General features: G+C 66.5%; 20 protein-coding genes. 13 read left to right on the forward strand and 7 right to left on the reverse strand.

Annotation, left to right across the window (positions count from 1 at the left end):
- Positions 1 to 65 precede the first annotated feature (65 nt).
- The gene (locus AC5P8Y_RS11725) at positions 66 to 2,162 is read left to right on the forward strand and encodes a prolyl oligopeptidase family serine peptidase (protein WP_111108695.1); all 2,097 of its coding nucleotides are present in this window, start codon (positions 66 to 68) and stop codon (positions 2,160 to 2,162) included.
- Between the two features lie 129 nt (positions 2,163 to 2,291).
- Here AC5P8Y_RS11725 and AC5P8Y_RS11730 read toward each other — a convergent pair whose 3' ends face one another.
- Entirely contained in the window at positions 2,292 to 3,485 is a 1,194-nt protein-coding gene (locus AC5P8Y_RS11730) for a pyridoxal phosphate-dependent aminotransferase (protein ID WP_181453300.1), read from the reverse strand.
- A 220-nt stretch (positions 3,486 to 3,705) separates the two neighbouring features.
- On the opposite strand from AC5P8Y_RS11730, the gene AC5P8Y_RS11735 reads away from it, so the two are divergent.
- The 8 genes from AC5P8Y_RS11735 to hslU all read left to right on the forward strand — a co-directional run bounded on the left by AC5P8Y_RS11735 (position 3,706) and on the right by hslU (position 11,191).
- Positions 3,706 to 5,817 (forward strand): S9 family peptidase, encoded by a 2,112-nt coding sequence (locus AC5P8Y_RS11735; RefSeq protein ID WP_111108694.1) that lies wholly within the window; start codon positions 3,706 to 3,708, stop codon positions 5,815 to 5,817.
- A 54-nt stretch (positions 5,818 to 5,871) separates the two neighbouring features.
- Positions 5,872 to 6,297, forward strand: coding sequence for a YbaN family protein (locus AC5P8Y_RS11740; protein ID WP_033834523.1), 426 nt, complete (start codon positions 5,872 to 5,874; stop codon positions 6,295 to 6,297).
- A gap of 82 nt (positions 6,298 to 6,379) precedes the next feature.
- Positions 6,380 to 6,652 (forward strand): LPS translocon maturation chaperone LptM, encoded by a 273-nt coding sequence (lptM, locus tag AC5P8Y_RS11745; protein ID WP_049404075.1) that lies wholly within the window; start codon positions 6,380 to 6,382, stop codon positions 6,650 to 6,652.
- Positions 6,645 to 7,496 (forward strand): diaminopimelate epimerase, encoded by an 852-nt coding sequence (gene dapF / locus AC5P8Y_RS11750; protein WP_033834522.1) that lies wholly within the window; start codon positions 6,645 to 6,647, stop codon positions 7,494 to 7,496. The genes lptM and dapF overlap by 8 nt, the downstream gene beginning before the upstream one ends.
- Entirely contained in the window at positions 7,493 to 8,167 is a 675-nt protein-coding gene (locus AC5P8Y_RS11755; RefSeq protein ID WP_005411095.1) for a DUF484 family protein, read from the forward strand. The genes dapF and AC5P8Y_RS11755 overlap by 4 nt, the downstream gene beginning before the upstream one ends.
- A 13-nt stretch (positions 8,168 to 8,180) precedes the next feature.
- Complete coding sequence (gene xerC / locus AC5P8Y_RS11760; RefSeq protein WP_005411094.1) at positions 8,181 to 9,077, forward strand: tyrosine recombinase XerC; 897 nt, start codon at positions 8,181 to 8,183, stop codon at positions 9,075 to 9,077.
- An 85-nt stretch (positions 9,078 to 9,162) separates the two neighbouring features.
- Positions 9,163 to 9,714 (forward strand): ATP-dependent protease subunit HslV, encoded by a 552-nt coding sequence (gene hslV / locus AC5P8Y_RS11765; RefSeq protein WP_005411093.1) that lies wholly within the window; start codon positions 9,163 to 9,165, stop codon positions 9,712 to 9,714.
- 103 nt (positions 9,715 to 9,817) lie between these two features.
- A complete protein-coding gene (gene hslU, locus AC5P8Y_RS11770) occupies positions 9,818 to 11,191 on the forward strand; it encodes an ATP-dependent protease ATPase subunit HslU (RefSeq protein ID WP_005414521.1) in 1,374 nt (457 codons plus the stop codon).
- Between the two features lie 96 nt (positions 11,192 to 11,287).
- Here the strand turns inward: hslU and AC5P8Y_RS11775 are convergent, their stop codons facing one another.
- Both AC5P8Y_RS11775 and smeT read right to left on the reverse strand, forming a co-directional pair.
- A complete protein-coding gene (locus AC5P8Y_RS11775; protein ID WP_495201976.1) occupies positions 11,288 to 12,280 on the reverse strand; it encodes a Gfo/Idh/MocA family protein in 993 nt (330 codons plus the stop codon).
- A 45-nt stretch (positions 12,281 to 12,325) separates the two neighbouring features.
- The gene (smeT, locus tag AC5P8Y_RS11780) at positions 12,326 to 12,985 is read right to left on the reverse strand and encodes an efflux transporter SmeDEF transcriptional repressor SmeT (protein ID WP_049404073.1); all 660 of its coding nucleotides are present in this window, start codon (positions 12,983 to 12,985) and stop codon (positions 12,326 to 12,328) included.
- A 226-nt stretch (positions 12,986 to 13,211) separates the two neighbouring features.
- On the opposite strand from smeT, the gene smeD reads away from it, so the two are divergent.
- From smeD to smeF, 3 genes are all read left to right on the forward strand, one after another.
- Positions 13,212 to 14,396: a multidrug efflux RND transporter periplasmic adaptor subunit SmeD gene (gene smeD, locus AC5P8Y_RS11785; RefSeq protein WP_049404072.1), complete on the forward strand. Its 1,185-nt coding sequence runs from the start codon at positions 13,212 to 13,214 to the stop codon at positions 14,394 to 14,396.
- Between the two features lie 12 nt (positions 14,397 to 14,408).
- Positions 14,409 to 17,531: a multidrug efflux RND transporter permease subunit SmeE gene (gene smeE, locus AC5P8Y_RS11790; protein ID WP_164133211.1), complete on the forward strand. Its 3,123-nt coding sequence runs from the start codon at positions 14,409 to 14,411 to the stop codon at positions 17,529 to 17,531.
- Positions 17,532 to 17,623: 92 nt separating this feature from the next.
- Positions 17,624 to 19,024, forward strand: coding sequence for a multidrug efflux RND transporter outer membrane subunit SmeF (gene smeF / locus AC5P8Y_RS11795; RefSeq protein ID WP_138970161.1), 1,401 nt, complete (start codon positions 17,624 to 17,626; stop codon positions 19,022 to 19,024).
- Positions 19,025 to 19,107: 83 nt separating this feature from the next.
- Here the strand turns inward: smeF and AC5P8Y_RS11800 are convergent, their stop codons facing one another.
- The 4 genes from AC5P8Y_RS11800 to AC5P8Y_RS11815 form a co-directional block, all read right to left on the reverse strand.
- Entirely contained in the window at positions 19,108 to 19,530 is a 423-nt protein-coding gene (locus tag AC5P8Y_RS11800; RefSeq protein WP_005411086.1) for a low affinity iron permease family protein, read from the reverse strand.
- Positions 19,531 to 19,597: 67 nt separating this feature from the next.
- Positions 19,598 to 19,933 (reverse strand): hypothetical protein, encoded by a 336-nt coding sequence (locus tag AC5P8Y_RS11805; protein WP_005411085.1) that lies wholly within the window; start codon positions 19,931 to 19,933, stop codon positions 19,598 to 19,600.
- 75 nt (positions 19,934 to 20,008) lie between these two features.
- Entirely contained in the window at positions 20,009 to 20,269 is a 261-nt protein-coding gene (locus AC5P8Y_RS11810; RefSeq protein WP_164133210.1) for a hypothetical protein, read from the reverse strand.
- Between the two features lie 198 nt (positions 20,270 to 20,467).
- Positions 20,468 to 20,920, reverse strand: coding sequence for a nucleoside deaminase (locus AC5P8Y_RS11815; protein WP_099562485.1), 453 nt, complete (start codon positions 20,918 to 20,920; stop codon positions 20,468 to 20,470).
- A gap of 80 nt (positions 20,921 to 21,000) precedes the next feature.
- Here AC5P8Y_RS11815 and ubiE point away from each other — a divergent pair, with 80 nt between their 5' ends.
- Positions 21,001 to 21,762 (forward strand): bifunctional demethylmenaquinone methyltransferase/2-methoxy-6-polyprenyl-1,4-benzoquinol methylase UbiE, encoded by a 762-nt coding sequence (ubiE, locus tag AC5P8Y_RS11820; RefSeq protein ID WP_005411082.1) that lies wholly within the window; start codon positions 21,001 to 21,003, stop codon positions 21,760 to 21,762.
- Positions 21,763 to 21,886: the final 124 nt, after the last annotated feature.

Here is a 21,886-nt window from a genome sequence, read left to right on the forward strand (position 1 = left end):
CGACACGGGGGCGGCTGCAGCGATCCATGCTAGCGTTCCACGGCTTATGACTGCCTGGAGCTGCAATGTCTCGACTCGCTTCCGCCTGCCTGCTGGCTGGCATGATGACCGCTGCCTCGGTGGGGACCGCCGTGGCTGCTGAAGACACCGATCGCTACGCCTGGCTGGAGGACGTCACCGGCGACAAGCCGCTGTCCTGGGTCAAGGAACAGAACGCCAAGTCCGAGGCGCGCCTGGCGCAGACCCTGGCCTTCAAGCAGATGGAGACCAGCATCCGCGAGGTGCTCGACTCCGATGCCAAGATTCCCGCCGTGCAGAAGATCGGTGACTACTATTACAACTTCTGGAAGGACCAGCAGCACGAGCGTGGCCTGTGGCGCCGCACCACGCTGGCCGAGTACCGCAAGGCCTCGCCGCAGTGGGAGACCGTGCTTGACCTCGATGCCCTGAACAAGGCCGAGGGCGAGAACTGGGTCTGGCACGGCGCCGACTGCCTGCGCCCGGATTACAGCCGCTGCCTGATCGCGCTGTCGCGCGGTGGTGCCGACGCCGACGTGACCCGCGAGTTCGACCTGGCCAACAAGACCTGGATCAAGGACGGCTTCTTCCGTCCGGAGTCGAAGGGCGGCCTGAACTGGATCGATCGCGACACCGTATTCGTCTACACCGACTTCGGTGCCGGCTCGATGACCACCTCCGGCTACCCGCGCGTGGCCAAGCTGTGGAAGCGTGGTACGCCGATGGCCTCCGCCAGCGTGGTGTATGAAGGCAAGCCGGAAGACATGTACATCGCGGCGATGCACGATGACACCCCGGGCTTCGAGCGCAATCTGGTCAGCCGCACGCTGGCGTTCTACAACAACGAGATCTACCTGCGTGGCGACGATGGCACGCTGACCAAGATCGATGCGCCGAACTCGGCCGAGAAGGGCCTGCACAAGCAGTGGCTGACCCTGGAGCTGCGTGATCCGTGGACCGTGGGTGGCAAGACCTATGCGTCCGGTTCGCTGCTGGCGACCAGGCTGGATGACTTCCTGGCCGGCAAGCGTGAGTTCGACGTGCTGTTCACCCCGACCGCGACCACCTCGCTGGCCAGCGCCACCTGGACCAAGAGCCACCTGGTGCTGAACGTGCTGGATGACGTCAAGAACCGCCTGTCGGTGCTGACCCCGGGCGCCAATGGCTGGCAGACCAGCCGCTTCGTCGGCGCGCCGGCCTTCGGCACGCTGGGCGTGGCTGCTGTCGACAGCAACGACAGCGACGCGGTGTGGCTGACCGCCACCGACTACCTGACCCCGACCACTCTGGCGCTGGCCGAGATCGGGCAGGCCCCGGAAACGCTGAAGACCATGCCGGCCTTCTTCGATGCCAAGGGCAAGGTGATCGAGCAGCACTTCGCCACCAGCAAGGACGGCACCCGCGTGCCGTACTTCGTGGTGCACGACAAGGCGATGAAGCTGGACGGTTCCAACCCGACCCTGCTGTACGGTTACGGTGGTTTCGAGATCTCGCTGACCCCGGGCTACTCCGGTGGTATGGGCCGCGCCTGGCTGGAGAAGGGCGGCGTGTACGTGGTTGCCAACATCCGTGGCGGCGGCGAATACGGCCCACGCTGGCACCAGGCGGCGCTGAAGCAGAACCGCCACAAGGCCTATGAAGACATGGCCGCAGTGGCACGCGATCTGGTCAAGCGCAAGATCACCAGCGCCAGGCACCTGGGCGTGCAGGGCGGCAGCAACGGTGGCCTGCTGACCGGCAACATGCTGACCCAGTACCCGGAACTGTTCGGTGCGGTGGTGGTGCAGGTGCCGCTGCTGGACATGAAGCGCTACAGCCATCTGCTGGCCGGCGCCTCGTGGATGGCCGAGTACGGCAACCCGGATACCAGCGACTGGGCGTTCATCAAGACCTTCTCGCCGTACCACCTGTTCGACGCGAAGAAGAAGTACCCGCCGGTGCTGTTCACCACCTCCACCCGCGATGACCGCGTGCACCCGGGCCACGCCCGCAAGATGGCGGCGAAGATGATCGACGCCGGCAAGGACGTGACCTACTACGAGAACATCGAAGGTGGCCACGGCGGTGCAGCCAACAATGCGCAGGCCGCACACATGTCGGCGCTGGCCTACAGCTTCCTGTGGGAGCGGTTGGGCGGTAAGTAAGCAGACAGGCAGAACGGAAAACGCCGCCCCCCGGGGCGGCGTTTTTCTTTATCCGGTAGTGCCGGCCGCTGGCCGGCAACCGCATCATTCACGCATTCCCGGGTTGCCGGCCAGCGGCCGGCACTACCGTCAACGTGATCCCTGCCAGCGCTGCAACCCACGCGCGATCCGTGCCACCGCCTCCTGCAACCGCGGCACTTCCTGGGTATAGGCCAGGCGCACGTGCTGGTTGGCGCGATGGAAGCCGAAATCCGGCCCGGGCGTGAATGCCACGTGCTCGGTTTCCAGGAAGTGGGCGCAGAACGCCTGTGCGTCATCGGTGAATGCGCTGACATCGGCGTACAGGTAGAACGCACCCTGCGGCTCGACTTCGATGCGGAAGCCCAGCTCGCGCAGCGCGGGCAGCAGGAAGTCGCGGCGCTGGCGGAACGCTTCGCGACGCTGCTCGAAGATCGCCATCGACTCCGCGCTGAAGCAGGCGAGCGCGGCATGCTGGGCGATGCTCGACGCGCTGATGTACAGGTTCTGCGCGAGTTTCTCCAGGTCCGGCACGGCTGCTGGCGGTGCCACCAGCCAGCCCAGCCGCCAACCGGTCATGCCGAAGTATTTGGAAAAGCTGTTCAGCACGAATGCGCTGTCATCCACCTGCAGCACGCTGGGTGCATCCAGGCCATAGGTGAGGCCGTGGTAGATCTCGTCCACCACCAGGTGACCACCGCGCGCGTGCAGGGTCTTCGACAGGGCGGCCAGTTCGTCGGCGGAGAGCACGGTGCCGGTCGGGTTGGCCGGTGAGGCAACCAGCGCGCCGACGCTGTCGGCATTCCAATGCTGTTCCACCAGCGACGGTGTGAGCTGGTAGGCAGTGTCCGGGCCGACCGGCACCAGCTGTGCGCCGCCTTCAACGAGGCGCAGGAAGTGGCGGTTGCACGGATAACCAGGGTCGGCCAGCAGCCAGTGGCGGCCGGGATCGACCAGCAGGCTGCTGGCCAGCAGCAGCGCACCGGAGCCGCCGGGGGTGACCAGGATGCGTTCGGGGTCGATGTCCAGCCCGTAGTGGCTGCGATAGAAGCCGCTGATCGCCTGGCGCAGGGCTGGCAGGCCACGTGCGGCCGTGTAGCGGGTATGGCCGGCGGCCAATGCGGCCTGGCCGGCACGCACGATCGGTTCGGCGGTGGTGAAGTCCGGTTCGCCGATTTCCAGGTGGATCACGTCGTGGCCGGCCTGTTCCAGCGCTTGCGCGCGGGCCAGCAGGGACATCACGTGGAACGGAGCGATTTCATGGCTGCGCCGGCTGTAGCCCGGCGTATGGGGCAGGGTACTCATGCAGCCCATGGTACGCCGCGCACCGGGGTCACGCGCTCTGGCAGTGCCGGCCGCTGGCCGGCAACCGCCCCACCCGCAGGCCGTGAGGGTGCCGGCCAGCGGCCGGCACTACCGGCAGGCATGGCCACCATGACGTTCCGCAGGGTTGCCCACCGTCCTTCCGCAACCCAGACTCGGGCGCAAGGACGCCATTGCATTGCCCCTCAAGGAGCCCTATCTCATGAAATCCACCCTCTGCCTGTTGCTTGCCAGCCTGATGACCACCACTGCCACCGCCGCCACTCCGCCCGTTCCGCCGGACGCCGCCAAGCATCCGCATGTGGTCAAGGCGCCGTTCGGCGCGACCCGCAGCGATGACTACTACTGGCTGCGCGACGACAAGCGCGGGAACAAGGACATGCTGGCCTACCTGCAGGCCGAGAATGCCTACGCCGACCAGCTGCTGGCGCCGCTGAAGCCGCTGGAAGACACCCTTTACAAGGAGATCGTCGGCCGCATCAAGCAGGACGATTCCAGCGTGCCGGCGCGCGAGCGTGGCTACTGGTACTACAGCCGCTTCGAGACCGGCCAGGACTACCCGATCCATGCGCGCCGCAAGGGCAGCATGGAGGCCGCCGAGGAAATCCTGCTGGACGTCAACGCGATGGCTGCCGGCAAGGGCTATTTCAGCGTCGGCTCGATGGAAGTCAGCCAGGACAACCAGCTGCTGGCCTGGGCCGATGATGATGTCGGCCGCCGCCAGTACACCATCCGCTTCAAGGACCTGGCCACCGGCAAGGTGCTGCCCGATGTGATCACCGGCAGCTCGGGCGACCTGGTCTGGGCCGACGACAACCGCACCGTGCTGTATGTCGAGAACGATCCGGAAACGCTGCTGACCGTGCGCGTGAAGAAGCACGTGCTGGGCACCCCGGCCAGCGCCGACACCGTCGTCTACGAAGAGAAGGACGACAGCTTCTACATGGGCATCGGCCGCACCCGCGACGATCGCTTCATCACCATCGGCGTGCACAGCACCGTGTCCTCGGAAGAGCGTTACGCGCCGGCCAGCGACCCGACCCACTTCACCGTGCTGGCGCCGCGCCAGCGCGATGTCGAGTACGACGCCGACCACTACGATGGCCGCTGGGTGATCCGTACCAATGACGGTGCCAAGAACTTCAAGCTGGTCACCGCACCGACCGATGCGACCTCGCGTGCGCAGTGGAAGGACTGGATCGCGCACGACGATGCGGTGTTCATCGAAGGCTTCGAACTGTTCGATGGCTACACCGCCATCGCCGAACGCTCCGAGGGCCTGGAACGCATCCGCCTGCTGTTCAAGGATGGCCGCAGCGACTACGTGAAGGCCGACGAGCCGGCGTACTCGATGGGCCTGGGCGACAACACCGAGGCCGATACGCCCTGGTTGCGCTACGTCTACACCTCGATGACCACCCCCACCACCGTGTTCGAACTGAACACCGCCACCGGTGAGCGCCGCCAGCTGAAGGTGCAGCCGGTGATCGGCTATGACGCGTCGAAGTACGAAACCGACCGCGTCTGGATCACCGCACGCGATGGCGTGAAGGTGCCGGTGTCGCTGGTCTACCGCAAGGGCTACCAGAAGGATGGCAAGGGCGCGTTGTTCCAGTACGCGTATGGCAGCTACGGCATGTCGATGGATCCGTATTTCAACCAGACCGCGGTGAGCCTGCTCGACCGCGGCGTGGTGTATGCCATCGCCCACATCCGCGGTGGCCAGGAAATGGGCCGCGACTGGTACGAGAACGGCAAGCTGCTGCACAAGCAGAACACCTTCAACGACTTCATCGACGTCACCCGTGGCCTGGTGGCGCAGGGCTGGGCGGCGAAGGATCGCGTGGCGGCATCCGGCGGCAGTGCCGGTGGCCTGCTGATGGGCGCGGTGGCCAACCAGGCGCCGCAGGACTACCGCGTGATGGTGGCCCAGGTGCCGTTCGTCGATGTGGTGACCACCATGCTCGACCCGACCATTCCGTTGACCACCAACGAGTACGACGAGTGGGGCAACCCGGAGCAGAAGCAGTTCTACGACTACATGCTGTCCTACTCGCCCTACGACAACGTGAAGCAGCAGGCGTACCCGGCGCTGTTCGTGGGCACCGGCCTGTGGGATTCGCAGGTGCAGTACTGGGAACCGGCCAAGTGGGTGGCCAAGCTGCGTGACGACAACACCGGCCACTACCCGATCCTGTTCCGCACCAACATGGAAGCCGGCCACGGCGGCAAGTCGGGGCGCTTCCAGCGCTATCGCGAGCTGTCCGAGTCGTACGCGTTCGTACTGCAGCAGCTGGGCATCGCCCAGCCGTGATCGCGACAGGGTGCCGGGCACTGCCTGGCACCCTGAACCGGTATCCTTGCGGCCATGAGCGCGCCAGATCCTTCCGTCCCTCGCGGTGCCACCACGCCACCGCGCGTGGTGCGTTTCCGCTGGGCGTGGTGGCTGCTGGCCTATGTCAGCCTCGGCACCGGCATCGTCGGCATCTTCGTGCCGGGCCTGCCGACCACCGTATTCATCCTGATTTCGGCCTGGGCCGCCTCGCGTGGCTCCGAGCGCCTGCACAACTGGCTGCTGCAGCATCCACGCTTCGGCCCGGCCATCGCCAACTGGCAGGCACACGGGGCGGTCAGCCGCTACGGCAAGTGGATGGCCACGATCACCATGGCGGTATGCGCCGGCATCATGCTCTGGTGCGTGCCGATTGCCTGGGTGAAGTGGTTCTCGATCGGCAGCATGACCGTGGTGGCGATCTGGCTGTGGACCCGGCCACTGCCGCCCCCCGCGGATTGAGCACCTGCGGTAGTGCCGGCCGCTGGCCGGCAACCCGATCCCCTGCACCAACCGCTCAGCCGCCAATGGCTATACTCGGGGCATGAAGATCCCCCATCGAAACGCCATCCTGATTCCGCTGGCAGCGGCTTCGCTGCTGTTCCTCGCCGCCTGCGGCAACAAGGGCCCGCTGGTACTGCCGCAGAAGCCGGTGCCGGTGGAAGAAACCGTCGAACCTGTTGCCGAGCCCGCTACCGAAGCGACCCCGGCGCAGACCGAAGGCAGCGGCCCCCCGGCCACGACCGTGGAGCCGGCTGCACCGACCACGCAACCGGCGCCTGCGCCTGCGAAGAAGGTGGGCGGCGGGAATGAGTAAGGCCGGTTCCAAGGCCCTGCGCTTCAGCAAGATGCATGGCGCGGGCAATGATTTCGTAGTGATCGACCTGCGTGACGGCACCGCGCCGCCCACGCCTGAACTGGCCGCGCAGCTGGCCGACCGCCACACCGGCGTCGGCTGCGATCAGATCCTGACCATCGAAGCGCCGCGCGCGGAAGGCTCGGTGGCGTCGTACCGCATCTGGAATGCCGACGGCTCCAATTCCGAACAGTGCGGCAATGGTGCGCGCTGCATCGCCGCCTGGCTGGTGCGCGAAGGCAGTGCGCAGGGCGACCGCTTCGTCATCGACAGCCCGCTGGCCAGCCATGAGGTGGAAGTGCTGGGCGATGGCCAGTTCGCGGTGACCATGGGCGTGCCGGCGTTCGAGCCGGCCAACGTGCCGCTGGTGGGTTTCGCCCACGCGCGCGAGGAATACCTGCTGCCGCTGCAGGGCGAAAGCGTGCGTTTCGCTGCGGTGTCGATGGGCAACCCGCATGCAGTGATCGAAGTGGGCCTGATCGATGCTGCACCGGTCGAGCGCGTCGGTGCGCTGCTGCAGCAGCATGCCTCGTTCCCGCGCTCGGTGAACGTGGGCTTCGCCCAGGTGATGGGCCCGGCGCATGCACGCCTGCGTGTGAATGAACGCGGCGTCGGCGAAACCCTGGCCTGCGGCAGTGGCGCCTGCGCCGCTGCGGTGACCCTGATGCAGCGCGGCCGCCTGCAGCGTGATGCACGCATCAGCCTGCCCGGCGGTGACCTGCGCATCCAGTGGCCGGGCGATGGCCAGCCTGTGGTGATGGCCGGCCCGACCGCATTCGTCTTCGAAGGGGAGTGGATGGCATGACCGAAACCGTCGACAAGCTCGGGGCCCACGAGGTCGCTGCCTGGTTGCGGCGACATCCCGGCTTCCTCAAGCAGTTCCCGGACCTGGCCCTGACCCTGGTGGTGCCGCGTGACGACGGCCCGACCGCGTCGCTGGCCAGCTACCAGCTGGAAGTGCTGCGCGAGAAGAACCGCGAGCTGGCACGACGGTTGGCCGACCTGGGCGCGACTGCCCAGGTCAACGAACGCCTGGCGGTGCGCACGCACCAGCTGACCCTGGCGTTGATGAAGCAGGACAACGCCGCCGACACCCTGCGTGCGATGGCGGCCTCGCTGCAGGAAGATTTCGCCGGCGACCTGGTGCGATTGGTGGTGCACACACCGGTGGCCGGGCTGGAACAGGCCGACTGGTTGCAGGTGATCGCCGCCGATGATCCGCAGCTCGGCCCGTTCCGCGACTGCCTGAAGGACGGCGAGCCGATCTGCGGCCGCCTGCAGCCGGAAAAGAATGCCGTGCTGTATGGCGTGCGCAGCGAGGAAGTGCAGACCACCGCGCTGCTGCCGTTGCCGGGCGTGGGCCTGATTGCGGTGGGCAGCCACGATCCGAACCGTTTCTATCCGGGTATGGGCACGCTGTTCCTGCGCATGATGGGCGACGCCCTGGTCGCCGGCCTGAAGCGCTTCCCGGGCTGAGCAGGACACGACGATGAGCGCGGTACAGGCCTTCCTGCAGCATCTGCAGGTGGAGCGGCGGATGTCGGCGCATACGCTCGATGCCTACCGCCGTGACTTGGACGCGCTGTCGGTCTGGGCCGAGCCGCGCGGTGTTGCAGTGGAGGCACTCGATGCCGACGCGCTGCGCCAGTTCGTCGCCGATGAGCACCGCCGTGGCCTGTCGGCCAAGAGCCTGCAGCGCCGCTTGTCCGCCTGCCGCAGCTTCTATGCCTGGTTGCTCAAGCACGGCCGCATCGAGGTCAGTCCTGCAGCAACGCTGAAGGCGCCGCGCGCGCCGCGCCGGTTGCCACAGGTCCTCGACGCCGATGAGGCCGTGCAGCTGGTCGAGCTGGAGCCGGAAGGTGAACTCGGCCGCCGTGACCGCGCGCTGCTAGAACTTTTTTATTCTTCCGGCCTGCGCCTGAGCGAAGTCTGCGCGCTGACCTGGCGCGATCTGGATTTCGACAGCGGGCTGGTCAACGTGCTGGGCAAGGGCAATCGGCAGCGCCGCGTGCCGTTCGGCCGGCCGGCGCGCGAAGCGCTGCAGGCGTGGCGCGCCGAAAGTGGCGGTGGTCCGGCCTCGCCGGTATTTCCCGGCCGCAACGGACCGATCAGCCAACGCGCGGTGCAGATCCGCATCCGCCAGCTGGCGCAGCGCCAGGGCCTGTTCAAGCACGTGCACCCGCACATGCTGCGGCACAGTTTCGCCAGCCATATCCTGGAATCATCCGGTGATCTGCGCGGCGTGCAGGAGCTGCTGGGCCATGCCGACATCGCCACCACCCAGATCTACACCCACCTGGATTTCCAGCACCTGGCCAAGGTCTACGACGCGGCGCATCCGCGCGCGAAGCGTCGAAGCAGCAGCGAGGGCAGCGGAGAAAGCTGAACGTTGCCCGTGCGGCAGCCGGTCGCGGGTGGCTTGAAGGGCGCAGGGCAGTCCCCACCTCTGGTTCTGTCACCCCGGAGGCATCATGGACCCCAGTCAGAACCCCAACGTTTTCCACGCCACCACCATCGTCTGCGTCCGTCGCGGCGAGCACGTGGCCATTGCCGGCGACGGCCAGGTCACGCTGGGCCACACCGTGATGAAGGGCAATGCGCGCAAGGTGCGCCGCCTCGGTCGTGATGGCCAGGTGCTGGCCGGCTTTGCCGGTGCCGCCGCCGATGCCTTCACCCTGTTCGAGCTGTTCGAGGCCAAGCTGGAAAAGCACGGCCAGTTGCAGCGTGCTGCGGTCGAACTGGCCAAGGATTGGCGCACCGAGCGCCGCCTCGGAAAGCTTGAAGCCCTGTTGGCCGTGGCCGACAAGGAAACCTCGCTGATCATCAGCGGCACCGGCGATGTGATCGAACCGGAGGACGGCATCATCGCCATCGGCTCGGGTGGTTCCTATGCGCTGTCGGCTGCACGCGCGTTGATGGCACACACCGAACTGGATGCGCGCACCATCGCCAGCGAAGCGATCGGCATTGCCGGCGATATCTGCATCTACACCAACCGCAACGTGGTGGTCGAGGAACTCTGAGGGTCGCGCCGGCTGCTGGCCGGCAACCTCATGATCCCCCACACGCGTGCCTGGTTGCCGGCCAGCGGCCGGCGCGACCGACAACGAATTCGTGAGCACATCCATGTCGAAGATCGAAGTTTCCTCCGCCACCATGACCCCGCGCGAGATCGTGCAGGAACTGGACCGGCATATCGTGGGCCAGCACGACGCCAAGCGCGCCGTGGCCATCGCCCTGCGCAACCGCTGGCGCCGCATGCAGCTGGTGCCTGAGCTGCGCAATGAAGTGATGCCGAAGAACATCCTGATGATCGGCCCGACCGGCGTCGGCAAGACCGAGATCGCGCGTCGCCTGGCCACGCTGGCCAACGCGCCGTTCGTGAAGGTCGAAGCCACGCGCTTCACCGAAGTCGGATACGTCGGCAAGGACGTCGAGCAGATCATCCGCGACCTCGCCGATACGGCAGTGAAGCTGTACCGCGAACAGGCCAAGGTGCGCGTGCGTACCCAGGCCGAGGAACGCGCCGAAGACCGCATCCTCGATGCGCTGCTGCCGCGCCGCAGCGGTGGCATCGGCTTCGATCCGGAAGTCGCCCGCAACGAACCGTCGGCGCAGGACAACGAGACCCGCATCAAGTTCCGCAAGATGCTGCGCAACGGTGAGCTGGACGAGCGCGAGATCGAACTCGACCTGGCCGCCAATGTCAGCATGGACATCATGACCCCGCCGGGCATGGAGGAAATGGGCCAGCAGCTGAAGTCGATGTTCGCCAACCTTGGCGGCGGCGCCAAGGCGCACAAGCGCACGCTGACCATCAAGGCCGCGCGACCGCTGCTGATCGAGGAAGAGGCCGGCAAGCTGGTCAATGAGGACGATATCCGCACTGCGGCGATCGAGGCCTGCGAGCAGCACGGCATCGTCTTCATCGACGAGATCGACAAGGTCGCCAAGCGTGGCGATAACGTGGGCGGCGGCGATGTCTCCCGCGAAGGCGTGCAGCGCGACCTGCTGCCGCTGGTGGAAGGCTCCAACGTGTCCACCAAGTACGGCACGATCAAGACCGACCACATCCTGTTCATTGCATCCGGTGCGTTCCACCTGGCCAAGCCCAGCGATCTGATTCCGGAGCTGCAGGGTCGCTTCCCGATCCGCGTTGAACTGGGTGCGCTGAGCAAGGGTGATTTCGTGCGCATCCTGACCGAGCCGAAGGCCGCGCTGACCAAGCAGTACGAGGCGCTGCTGGCTACCGAGGGCGTCAAGGTCAGCTTCACCGCCGACGCCATCGAGCGCCTGGCCGAAATCGCCTTCCAGGTGAACGAGCGCCAGGAGAACATCGGTGCCCGTCGCCTGCATACGGTGCTGGAGCGCCTGCTGGATTCGCTCAGCTACGAGGCACCGGACCGCGATGGCGAAAGCCTGGCGATCGACAGCGCCTACGTCGACAAGCACCTGGGTGAGCTGGTGCAGGACCCGGACCTGAGCCGCTACATCCTGTAATGCCTGTAGGGGTCGGATCCCTCGCCCCAGCGAGGGCTCTGACCCCGCCCGCTGCAACAGAAAAGGCCGCCGCAGGGCGGCCATTTTCTTGTGCGGTCAGCGCGACTGCCGGGTGCGGTAGTCCCGCAGCACCTGGTCGATCACCGCACTGGTGCGGGCGGCGCTGATGCCGGTCGAGGGCGAACGGCCGTTGCCGCGCAGCTCGTCCACGAGGGAGGCGATCAATGGCTGCTGGATCGATGGCGGGTTCGGGACGTCGAATGCCTGCATGCCCGCTTCGGTCTCCAGAACCACTGGAACGTCCTCGAAGGTGGCAAAGCGCAGCTGCCCGCGGTCGCCGGTGATCTCGACCTCATCCTGGCGGCGGAACGCGCAGAAGCTCCATTGCGCGATGCCGTGCGCCCCGCTGCCGGTACGGAAGCACATCGAGACACTGTCCTCGGCGGCGTAGGCGCCGGTCAGCGAACTGGCCAGGCCACGCACGTCGCTCAGCGGCCCCAGCAGATGGTCGAGCAGGTCCAGGGTATGCGAGCCCAGATCGACGAACAGCCCGCCGCCGGCGATCGACGGATTGGTCCGCCAGAAGTCGGGCGATGCGGCATTCGCCGAATGCGGCCGATGCAGGGTGGCGCGCACGCTGCGCGGCGTTCCGATCGCGCCGTTGTCCAGCAGCTGCTTCACCTGTGCGAAGCGGGGCAGGGCACGGCGGTAGTAGGCCACGAAAACGGGCACGCCGCTGCGGGCGCTGGCCGCGATGATGCGCTGGCACTCGTCGTGGTCCATGGCCATCGGCTTTTCGATGTAGACCGGCTTGCCCGCGGCGATCGCCTGCAGCGCGTATTGCATGTGCGTCGAGGGCGGCGTTGCGACGTACACCGCGTTCACTTCCGGATCGGCGATGAGTGCGTCGGCGTCCGCGTACCAGCGCGGAATCGCGTGGCGCCGCGCATAATCCTCGGCCAATCCCGCATTGCGGCGCATGACCGCTGCCACCCGTGAGCCGGGTGTGCTGGCCAGGGCGGGGCCGCTCTTCTTCTCGGTGACGCTGCCACAGCCGATGAAGCCCCACACCACGTTGTCCAGGATCACGGGGCTGTCCTCAGATGGGCGCGGCGGTGGCGGCAGCAGCGCCACTCACGCTTCGGGCAGCGGCTCGGGCACAGTGCCCGGCACGAACACGCCGTCCTTCACGTAGGCGGCCAGGGTCATGTCCAGTGCGAGCATGCCGTCGCGCTTGAGGTCCATCAGGTCCGGTTCGACCATCGCCCCGTGCAGCACGCCCAGCACGGTTGCATGCAGCATGCGCGCGGCGATCTTGGGGTCGGCGCCTTCGCGCAGCTGGCCCAGATCGCGGGCGCGGCGCAGGGCACGCTCCATCCGGTCCAGCGCATCGCGGAATCCGGCCTGCTGCATTTCGGTCAGCACCCTGGTGTCGGCCGAGGCATCGCTGCGCAGCATGATCTCCATGGTCTTGCGCAGGCGCTCGTCTTCGGACAGCTCGATGAAGGACTGGATCATCACCGCGCGCAGGTCGTGCACGGGGGTGTCGCGCTGGTCGGTCGAGGTGCGCTCCAGTTCCTGCATGAAGGGCAGGTGCACCCGTTCGACGATCGCGGCCAGCACCTCGCTCTTGTTCTTGAAGTGCCAGTAGACCGCGCCACGGGTATAGCCGGCGCGGGCGCCGATCATCTCCAGCGTGGTACGGGCCACGCCGTGTTCATGGAAGCAGGCTTCGGCGGCGTCAAGGATGCCTTCCCGGGTTGCCTGGGTGTCCTCTTTGGTCTTGCGGGCCATGGGTAGGTACGAGTGCGGGTGAAACGTGGCTGAATTGTACCGGTTTACAAACAAACAAGCATGTATGTATATTTCGCTCCCATCATTCCCGTCGTGTGCGTGGCAGGCCGGTCCGGCTCCCGCTCCACCCGGGTGGGCGCTGTTCTCACGGTCTTCACCTTTACCGGTCGAAGGGTCCGCCGTATCAGCGCCGGCTGAGATCCTTTCCTTCAAGAGCCTTTCCGTCATGTTGCTGAGCCGAATCCGACCCTTTGCACTGTCGCTGGCCATCGCCGCAGCCGTGGCTGCCTGCGGCGGCCAACCCCAGGCCCCCGAGCAGGGCCCGGGTGACGTCACCGTGGTCACGCTGAAGTCCGAGACCGTGGGCCTGACCCGCGAACTGCCGGGCCGTACCAACGCCTTCCTGGTCGCCGAAGTGCGCCCGCAGGTAAACGGCATCGTTGCCAAGCGCCTGTTCACCGAAGGCGGCATGGTCAAGGCCGGCGAGCCGCTCTACCAGATCGAGGACGCCAGCTACCGCGCCCAGGCCAACAGCGCCCGCGCCCAGCTGGCCCGCGCCGAAGCCACGGCCAACGCCGCGCGCCTGAGCGCCAAGCGCATCACCGAGCTGGCCAAGGTCGACGCGGTCAGCCAGCAGGACCTGGAAAATGCCGTGGCCGCGCAGAAGCAGGCCGAGGCGGATGTCGGCGCCGCGAAGGCATCGCTGGATGCGGCCAACGTCACCCTGGGCTACGCCCGCATCACCGCGCCGATCAGCGGCCGCATCGGCAAGTCCAGCGTCACCCAGGGTGCGCTGGTCAGCGCCGGCCAGGCCAATGCACTGGCTACCGTGCAGCAGCTGGACCCGATCTATGTCGACCTGACCCAGTCTTCGGCCGAGCTGCTGCAGCTGCGCCGCGAACTGGCCGCCGGCCGCCTGCAGGACAACCAGACCCTGCCGGTCAGCATCCTGATGGAAGACGGCAGCACCTTCGAGCACAAGGGTACGCTGGAGTTCTCCGAAGTCAGCGTCGATCCGACCACCGGCAGCTTCGGCCTGCGCGTGAAGGTGGACAACCCGGACGGCCTGCTGATGCCGGGCATGTACGTGCGTGCGGTGATCGGCGGCGGCGTGCGCAGTGATGCAGTGCTGGTGCCGATGCAGGGCATCGCCCGCGATCCGAAGGGCGACACCACGGCGATGGTGGTCGGCAAGGACAACAAGGTCGAAGTGCGCCCGGTCAAGGTCAGCCGCACGGTCGGCGACAAGTGGCTGGTCGAGGACGGCCTGAAGGCCGGCGACAAGGTCATTGTCGAAGGCCTGCAGAAGATCGGCCCCGGCATGCCGGTCAAGGCCACCGAGAAGGGCGCTGCTCCGGCCAAGCCGGCAGCGGCCGCCCAGCCTGCCGCCCCGGCCGGCGACGCGAAGTAAGCGGAGAACCCCATGGCACGCTTTTTCATCGATCGACCCATCTTCGCGTGGGTGATCGCCATCATCATCATGCTCGCCGGCGGCCTGGCCCTGTTCAAGCTGCCGGTCTCGATGTACCCCAACGTCGCACCGCCGGCGGTGGAAATCAGCGCCACCTACCCGGGTGCATCGGCCAAGGTGGTCGAGGACTCGGTGACGCAGATCATCGAGCAGAACATGAAGGGCCTTGATGGCCTGATCTACTTCTCCTCCAACAGCTCGTCCAACGGCCAGGCCACCATCACTCTGACCTTCGAGAGCGGCACCAACCCGGACATCGCCCAGGTGCAGGTGCAGAACAAGCTGCAGCTGGCCATGCCGCTGCTGCCGCAGGAAGTGCAGCGGCAGGGCATCAACGTGGCCAAGTCCAGCTCGGGCTTCCTGAACGTCATCGCGTTCGTGTCCGAGAACGGCAGCATGGACGCCAACGACATCGCCGACTACGTCGGTTCCAATGTTGTCGATCGCCTGAGCCGCGTGCCAGGCGTGGGCAACATCCAGGTGTTCGGTGGCAAGTACGCCATGCGCATCTGGCTGGATCCGAACAAGCTGCATACCTATGGCCTGTCGGTTGCGGAAGTGACCGCAGCGATCAAGGCACAGAACGCGCAGGTGGCCATCGGCCAGCTTGGCGGTGCACCGTCGATCAAGGGCCAGCAGCTCAACGCCACCATCAACGCGCAGTCGCGCCTGCAGACCCCGGAACAGTTCCGCAACATCATCGTGCGCGGTGCGCAGGACGGTGCCGAGCTGCGCCTGGGGGATGTCGCCCGCGTCGAGCTGGGTGCCGAGTCCTACGACTTCGTCACCCGCTACAACGGCCAGCCGGCCAGCGGCCTGGCGGTGACCCTGGCCACCGGCGCCAACGCGCTCGATACCGCCGCTGGTGTGAATGCCGCGCTGGAAGACATGAAGAGCTTCTTCCCGGCCGGGCTGAAGGCCGAGTTCCCGTACGACACCACCCCGTTCGTGCGCGTGTCGATCAAGGGCGTGGTGCAGACCCTGATCGAAGCGATCGTGCTGGTGTTCGTGGTGATGTACCTGTTCCTGCAGAACTTCCGCGCCACCCTGATCCCGACCATCGCCGTGCCGGTGGTGCTGCTGGGTACCTTCGGCGTGCTGGCCATGCTCGGCTTCTCGGTGAACATGCTGACCATGTTCGCGATGGTGCTTGCGATCGGCCTGCTGGTGGACGATGCCATCGTGGTGGTGGAGAACGTCGAGCGCATCATGTCCGAGGAAGGACTGTCGCCGCTCGAGGCGACCCGCAAGTCGATGGGCCAGATCACCGGCGCGCTGGTGGGCATCGGCCTGGTGTTGTCGGCGGTGTTCGTGCCGATGGCCTTCATGAGTGGCTCCACCGGCGTGATCTACCGCCAGTTCTCGGCCACGATCGTCTCGGCGATGGCATTGTCGGTGCTGGTCGCGATCGTGCTGACCCCGGCGCTGTGCGCGACCATGCTCAAGCCGCTGAAGAAGGGTGAGCACCACGTCGCCCACCGCGGCCTGGCCGGTCGCTTCTTCAATGGCTTCAACCGTGGATTCGACCGCACCAGCGAAAGCTACCAGCGTGGCGTGCGCGGCATCATCCATCGCCCGTGGCGTTTCATGGGCATCGTGGCGGCGCTGTTCGTGCTGATGGGCGTGTTGTTCGTGCGCCTGCCCAGCTCATTCCTGCCCAACGAAGACCAGGGCGTGTTGATGGCGCTGGTGCAGGCCCCGGTGGGTGCCACCCAGGAACGTACGCTGGAATCGATCGCGGCACTGGAAAACCACTTCCTGCAGAACGAGAAGGATGCGGTGGACTCGGTGTTCTCGGTGCAGGGCTTCAGCTTCGCCGGCATGGGCCAGAACGCCGGCATGGCATTCGTCAAGCTGAAGGACTGGAGCGAGCGTGACGCCAACAATGGCGTGATGCCGATCACCGGACGCGCGATGGCGGCCCTGGGCCAGATCAAGGATGCCTTCATCTTCGCCTTCCCGCCGCCGGCCATCCCGGAACTGGGCACCGCCTCGGGCTATACCTTCTTCCTGAAGGACAACAGCGGCCAGGGCCACGAGGCACTGGTGGCCGCGCGCAACCAGCTGCTCGGCCTCGCCGCCGGTAGCAAGAAGCTGGCCAACGTGCGCCCGAACGGCCAGGAGGACACGCCGCAGTTCCGCATCGACATCGACGCGGCCAAGGCGACCTCGCTGGGGCTGTCGATCGACCAGATCAACGGCACGCTGGCCGCCGCGTGGGGCAGCTCATACATCGACGACTTCGTCGATCGTGGCCGCGTCAAGCGTGTGTTCGTGCAGGCCGACCAGCCGTTCCGCATGGTGCCGGAGGACTTCGATCTCTGGTCCGTGAAGAACGACAAGGGTGAAATGGTGCCGTTCAGTGCCTTCGCTACCAAGCACTGGGATTACGGTTCGCCGCGCCTGGAACGCTACAACGGTGTGTCGGCCATGGAAATCCAGGGCGAACCGGCCCCGGGTGTCGCCTCCGGTGATGCCATGGCCGAGATCGAACAGCTGGCCAAGCAGCTGCCGGCGGGCTTCGGCATCGAATGGACGGCGATGTCGTACCAGGAGCGCCAGGCTGGCTCGCAGACGCCACTGCTGTACACGCTCTCGCTGATGATCGTATTCCTGTGTCTGGCCGCGATGTACGAAAGCTGGAGCGTGCCGACCGCAGTGCTGCTGGCGGCCCCGCTGGGCATCCTCGGCGCGGTGCTGGCCAATACCTTCAAGGGCCTGGAACGCGATATCTACTTCCAGGTGGCGATGCTGACCACGGTGGGCCTGACCAGCAAGAACGCGATCCTGATCGTGGAGTTCGCCAAGGAGAACCTGGAGAAGGGCGCAGGCCTGATCGAATCGATCATGCATGCCGTGCGCGACCGCCTGCGCCCGATCGTGATGACCTCGCTGGCCTTCGGCATGGGCGTGGTACCGCTGGCGATCTCCACCGGTGCCGGTTCCGGCGCCAAGCAGGCGATCGGCACCGGCGTGCTCGGCGGCATGATCGTCGGCACCGTGCTCGGCGTGTTCTTCGTGCCGCTGTTCTTCGTGGTGGTGCAGCGCGTGTTCAAGCGCAAATCCACGACGTGACCTGAAACGGTCATGCCGGCCTCAGGCTGGCGTTGTCGAAACGGTAGTGCCGGCCGCTGGCCGGCATGACCTCCTGCCATCCGGCAGTACCGATGGAAGTCATTCCCATGAAAAGTGCATCCCTGTTCCTTTCCATTGCCGCTGTGCTCGCGCTCGCCGGCTGCTCCACCCTGGTGCCGAAGAACACCGCTGTCGCCCCGGCGATCCCGGCGCAGTGGCCGGCCGAGGCCGCGCAGGGCGAGGTGGCCGATGTCGCCGCCGTCGGCTGGCGCGACTTCTTCACCGATGCGCGCCTGCAGCAGGTGATCGACCAGTCGCTGCAGAACAACCGCGATCTGCGCGTGGCCGTGCTCAACGTTGAGCGCGCGCGCGGCCAGTACCGTGTGCAGCGCGCTGATCGCGTGCCCGGCGTGGCCGTTACCGGCCAGATGCAGCGCCAGGGCACCGACGCCGGTGTCAACGAACAGTTCACCGCCGGTGTCGGCGTGGCCGAGTTCGAGCTGGATCTGTTCGGCCGCGTGCGCAATCTCAGTGAAGCCGCGCTGCAGCAGTACTTCGCCGTCGCCGCCAACCGCCGCAACGCGCAGTTGAGCCTGGTGGCCGAGACGGCCACCGCATGGCTGACCTACGGTGCCGACGCGCAGCGGCTGAAGATCGCCGATGCCACGCTGAAGACCTACGAGGATTCGCTGCGCCTGGCCGAGGCCCGCCACGAACGTGGTGGCAGTTCGGCGCTGGAGCTGACCCAGACCCGTACCCTGGTCGAGACCGCGCGTACGGACGCCGCACGCCTGCGTGGCCAGCTGGCCCAGGACCGCAACGCGCTGGCGCTGCTGGCCGGTGGCCAGCTGGATCCGGCGCTGCTGCCGGACAGCATCGAGCCGCAGCTGCTTGCACTGGCACCGCCGCCGGCCGGCCTGCCCAGCGACGTGCTGCTGCAGCGCCCGGACATCATGGCCGCCGAACACCAGCTGTTGGCGGCCAACGCCAACATCGGTGCGGCACGCGCGGCGTTCTTCCCGAGCATCTCGCTGACCGGCAGCATCGGCAGTGGTTCGAGCGAACTGTCCAACCTGTTCGACAGCGGTACGCGCGTGTGGAGCTTCCTGCCGAAGATCACGCTGCCGATCTTCCAGGGCGGCAAGCTGCGCGCCAACCTGGCCATCGCCAACGCGGATCGTGATATCGCTCTGGCGCAGTACGAGAAGTCGATCCAGGTGGGCTTCCGCGAAACCGCCGATGCGCTGGCGTTGAATGTCAGCCTGGACGAGCAGGTGAGTTCACAGCAGCGCCTGGTGGAAGCGGCCGAACAGGCCAACCGCCTGTCGCAGGCGCGCTACGACGCGGGCCTGGACAGCTTCGTGACCCTGCTTGATGCGCGGCGTACCGCCTACAACGCACAACAGACCCAGCTGCAGGCGCAGCTGGCGCAGCAGGCCAACCGCATCACCCTGTACAAGGTGCTGGGCGGTGGCTGGCACGAGCGCAGCTGAAGGGCAGCCGGCCAGCGGCCGGCTCTACCCTGATGATCGATGGTAGTGCCGGCCGCTGGCCGGCATTGTCATTTCAGGACCTGCTACACCGCTTCATCGTCGCGCCGCGCTGCATGGCAGGCGCGAACGCGCGCGAGCGCATCGCCGGCTTCGCGCGCCATCTGCTCGTACTCGGCGCGGATCTCTTCCAGGCGCGCTTCGTCCAGTTCTTCCAGATCCAACAGTTCGTTGTTGGCTTCGGCCGTCGCCCGGATCAGCTCGTCCAGCTTGATCTGCATCGCGGCGGTGTCCGCGTTCTGCGTGTGCTGGATCAGGAACACCATCAGGAAGGTGATGATGGTGGTGCCGGTGTTGATCACCAGCTGCCAGGTGTCGTTGAAACCGAACACCGGGCCACTGATGCCCCAGATCACCACGATCGCTACTGCGGCCAGGAAGGTCCACGGCGAGCCGGTGGCGGCCGCGGCCTTCTTGGCGATCGTATTGAACAGGTTTCGTACTTTCATCGTCGTCGTCCCACTCAGGTGACGAGGATGATCGGCAGTGGCCCGTGCAGGCGCCGTGCAGCGGCGGTCAGGCGCGCATGCGCTGCAGCCGCGGTGCCTGCAGGCTGCGCACCGGACTGCTCTGGTAGACGTGCTGCCAGCAACGATCGACGAATTCGCGGGCCTGGGCTTCACTCAGTCGCGGCATGATCTGCAGGGCGTACTGGGTCTGGAACATCTCGTCACGTTCGGCCTCGCTGGCGCGCGGCTGGGTGATCAGCGAATCGCAGGCAAACTTGATCCACGGCACGTACGAGCCGAACGAGTTGTGCGGCAGTGCGCCTTCGGCATGTTGGCGGCGCCAGTGATCCAGCTCGGCGTCAACGTTGATGACCGGAGGAATGGTGGGGACTTCAGCGTGCATGACAATCCAGTTCGGTTGAGTGGAAAGGGAGTGGGGGTTCATCGGAGTGTGGCGTATGTGGCGGTGCATGCCGCGTCAGCGCGATGTGGAGCTGGCGTTGGCATGTCCAATCAACTGCGCGTGCTCGACGGCACCGAGATCTTCGGCCAGGGTGGCCAGCGCGTTGCACAGGCGCTCGTGGTCGAGCGGATGGCGACGGACCAGCTCCAGTTGCATGCGCTGGTAGGCGGTCCAGAACAACGCGCCGCGCCGGTGCAGTGCATATTGGCGCTGCAGGCGTTCGCGGATCGGGTCGAGGATCGAGTCTGGTGCAGGTCGTACGGCGTGCGCGCACATGGCTGGCTCCGCCGGGGAAAGAAGTCCCGGTAACCCCACCCTAGGCGCGGCAGCCGGGCGGGGTGTTATCGCAGCGTGTGCACGTTGCGCAGCTGACTGTGCACTGGTTCACGGCAATGGCCGCAAACGCTGCCGGCACTGGGGCGTGCCGGCACTGAAGCGTTCATTAAACGGGTTCAACAGGACACTGCGTGGTGATCATTCACCGATGTCTTCATTCCAGATCTCCGGGTGCTGCGCAATGAAGCCGCCCAGCAGGTCCACGCATTCCTGGCTGTCCAGGTCGACCACGTTGACGCCATTTTCCCGCAACCAGTCGATGCCGCCCTGGAAGGTGCGCGATTCGCCCACCACCACGGTGCCGATGTTGAACTGGCGCACCAGGCCAGAGCAGTACCAGCACGGTGCCAGGGTGGTGACCATGATCGTGTCCTGGTAACGGCGCTGGCGGCCGGCCTTGCGGAACGCATCGGTCTCGCCGTGCACCGACGGGTCGCCTTCCTGCACGCGGCGGTTGTGGCCGCAGCCAAGCAGGCGGCCGTCGTTGTGGTACAGGGCCGCGCCGATCGGCACGCCGCCCTCGGCCAGGCCCTGGCGGGCTTCGGCGATGGCGGTCTGCAGCAGGGCCTGGTAGTCGGGCGTGGTGATCATGCGGGGCTCCGGTAAGTCGTGGCCCGCCATGATACGGGCAGGGGGTGCCGCTGGCCCCCGGCGGTGCGATAATCGGGGCCATGAGCGAATCCCCCTACAAAGCCGGTACCACCCATTTCGGGTTCCGCGACGTCGCCGCCAAGGACAAGCAGAAGCTGGTCGGCCAGGTGTTCACCTCGGTCGCGCGCAACTACGACCTGATGAACGACCTGATGAGCCTGGGCGTGCACCGGGCGTGGAAGCGCTACTACGTGGCCACCGCGCAGGTGAAGCCGGGCGACCGCGTGCTCGATCTGGCGGGCGGCACCGGTGACATCGCCGCCCTGCTGAAGGAGCGCGTCGGCGCCGAGGGCTCGGTGGTGCTGGGCGACATCAACGCCGGCATGCTGTCGGTCGGCCGTGACCGCCTGACCAACCGCGGCCTGGTGCTCGGCCTGGACTACGTGCAGTGCAACGCCGAGGCCCTGCCGTTCCCGGACAACAGCTTCGACCTGGTCACCATCGCCTTCGGCCTGCGCAACGTGACCGACAAGGACGCTGGCCTGCGCGAGATGTACCGCGTGCTGAAGGTGGGCGGCCAGGCCCGCGTGCTGGAGTTCTCCGAAGTCACCGCGGACTGGTTCAAGCCGATCTACGACTTCCACTCGTTCAAGATCCTGCCGAAGCTGGGCAAGCTGTTCGCCAATGACTCGGACAGCTACCAGTACCTGGCCGAGAGCATCCGCAAGCACCCGCCGCAGGATGAACTGAAGGCGATGATGGGGCAGGCCGGGTTCGAGCGCTGCCACTACAAGAACCTGACCGGCGGCATCGTTTCGATCCACTCCGGCTACAAGCTGTAAGCCCCGCTCTGGTGTGTGCCAACCGTGGTTGGTACTCGCCCGCTGCGGTGATCCGCTCTGGTGGGTGCCGACCTGGGTCGGCGCGGGCCTGCCGCATGCGTTGATGGATCCGTGCCAACCAAGG

Source organism: Stenotrophomonas sp. YJH_SMC_12-1, assembly GCF_059370935.1.